Origin of the sequence: Exiguobacterium sp. A1_3_1, from assembly GCF_048985645.1 — a bacterium.
Lineage (GTDB): Bacteria > Bacillota > Bacilli > Exiguobacteriales > Exiguobacteriaceae > Exiguobacterium_A > Exiguobacterium_A indicum.
In genome coordinates this window covers 1-1,971 of record NZ_WBYY01000283.1, presented here as the reverse complement: position 1 = coordinate 1,971, position 1,971 = coordinate 1, and the positions used below count along the sequence as shown (strand labels likewise).

At 51.3% G+C, this 1,971-nt stretch carries 2 protein-coding genes; both read right to left on the bottom strand.

Features of this window, described 5'->3' with window-relative positions; all coding sequences use genetic code 11:
* Window positions 1-538 (bottom strand): SDR family NAD(P)-dependent oxidoreductase (locus tag F8N00_RS17755; RefSeq protein WP_421018716.1); only part of this gene is annotated, 538 nt, incomplete at its 3' end.
* A complete protein-coding gene (locus F8N00_RS17750; RefSeq protein WP_058264601.1) occupies window positions 528-1,814 on the bottom strand; it encodes a glycosyltransferase family 39 protein in 1,287 nt (428 codons plus the stop codon). The genes F8N00_RS17755 and F8N00_RS17750, both read right to left, overlap by 11 nt.
* Window positions 1,815-1,971 lie beyond the last annotated feature (157 nt).

Below are 1,971 nucleotides of genomic sequence, written 5' to 3'. Positions count from 1 at the left end.
AGTCTCGTGGGCTCGGAGATGTGTATAAGAGACAGCTGTAGGTGTGTGCCATCAGTTCATTCGCTTTCTTTGAAGCGGCGTAAAGACTTAGCGGATGATCGACGGCATCCGTCGTCGCAAACGGCATCTTCGTATTCGATCCGTAGACGGAACTTGAGGAAGCGTAAATCAGTTGCTCGACTGGGTAATGCCGACACGCCTCAAGAATCGAGAGAAAGCCGACGATGTTTGACGTCATGTAGACGTCCGGTCGATCGATGCTATACCGTACCCCTGCTTGTGCTGCCAGATGGAGAACGAGATCGATCGATTCCTGTTCGAAGATCCGCGCGACGGCTGCTGTCTCTTCGAGTGAGACCCGGTAAAACGTGTAGTCCGTTCCAAGTTCAGTGAGCCGGGCTTCTTTTAACGTTGGGTCGTAATAGTCGTTCACTTCATCGAGTCCGATGACCCGGTAACCCTCCCGGATGAAACGACGTGCGGCGTGAAATCCAATGAAGCCTGCGATACCTGTAATTAAGATCGTTTTATTCGGCACGGTGTTCGACCTCCTCGAAGTAGTGGCGCGCTTGCCAGCGCATGTAGTGAACGGATGTGTAGACGATGAGTAACATCGGGAACAACTTATACCGGTGTCGGATGGCCGTTCCGACATTGCCGGTTCCAAGACCGAAGATGACGGCGTTAAGTGCAAAGAGAAGGAAAAAGAAGAAGAGGACGCTGCCGAACGGATGCTGACGGATCAGTTTAAAGGACCGGACGATCGCAAAACAGGCGATGAAGTAGAAGACAGCGTCAAGGAAGAAAATCAGAATGTTCATGACGCTCGACCATTGCCACGGAAACGGTGAGAACAGGAAGTAAATCGTTCGAATCGGCGAGTAGAGAATCATGTCAACTGGACCTGTCACCGTCAATCCGTTCAGATAAGCGGAGCCGCCACGGTCGTAACTCATCCCGCTGAACAACTGACCGTTTTCTGAGACGTGGGTGAACTTTGCAAACAAGACATCCTGAAAGCTGTAGACGATGAAGCCGACGATCAGTACTTGAAAGATTAGTCGCCGCACCTTCGTCGGTTCAAAATCCATTCGTCGTGTCTCATGGCTATAAAACGAGAAATAGACGAGTAAGACGATGATCCCGACAGCAAGTCCGGAGTGGAACATTGTACTAACGAAGTAGCCGAGATACGCGAGCGTCATATGCCATCCGGACTTCTCTTCCGTCCAGCGCACCATGTAGTAAAGTGTGTAGACGATGCCCAGAGCGACGATCTGGTCACGCAAGAGAATCGGTGAGAGCAACAATCCTTGTGGGAAAAATGCGAAGATTAGTGTAGCTGCGAACACGTATCGTTCCGGTAAGCGTAACCGTTGTAGCGTCTTCGCTAGGATGACGACAGCGACAACACCGAGGATAACGTTCAAGAACTGAGCGAGGATTCGTTCAGGACCGAACATCAGGTAGAAGATTCCGAGAAACTTGGAATAGGTGCCACGAACGACATCATTGAAGGTCGACGGATCGGTGAAGATTTGGACACCTTCGAGATGAAAAGCTTCCGTATCGTCCCCACTGTGTGGCGGTAAACGGAACAGCTCGAGATCGATGAACATCAGGACCAGCCGGACGAAGAAAGCGGTGATGAAGACGAGAAAGAGTGGCGTCGTCTCTGCCTGACGGAGTAGATAATAGAGAAACAACACCGAGTTGATGAGCAGCAAGGCGGTCACGTAGGTGTCCGGGAAGAGCGACCGGGCGAATTGACAAACGAGCGCTTCGATGACGATGAGTAGTAGGATTGGTCGCATCTTCTTCCCTCCTTAGCTGCTTTGTTCGACGACGAGCGTGACGTCCCGTGGATACAAGGATCGATACAGTGCTGGCAACAATAGGACGATCTGAGTAACGGCGCAGAGGGTGTAAGCGATCGTCGCACCGTATAGACCCTGTCTCTTATACACATCT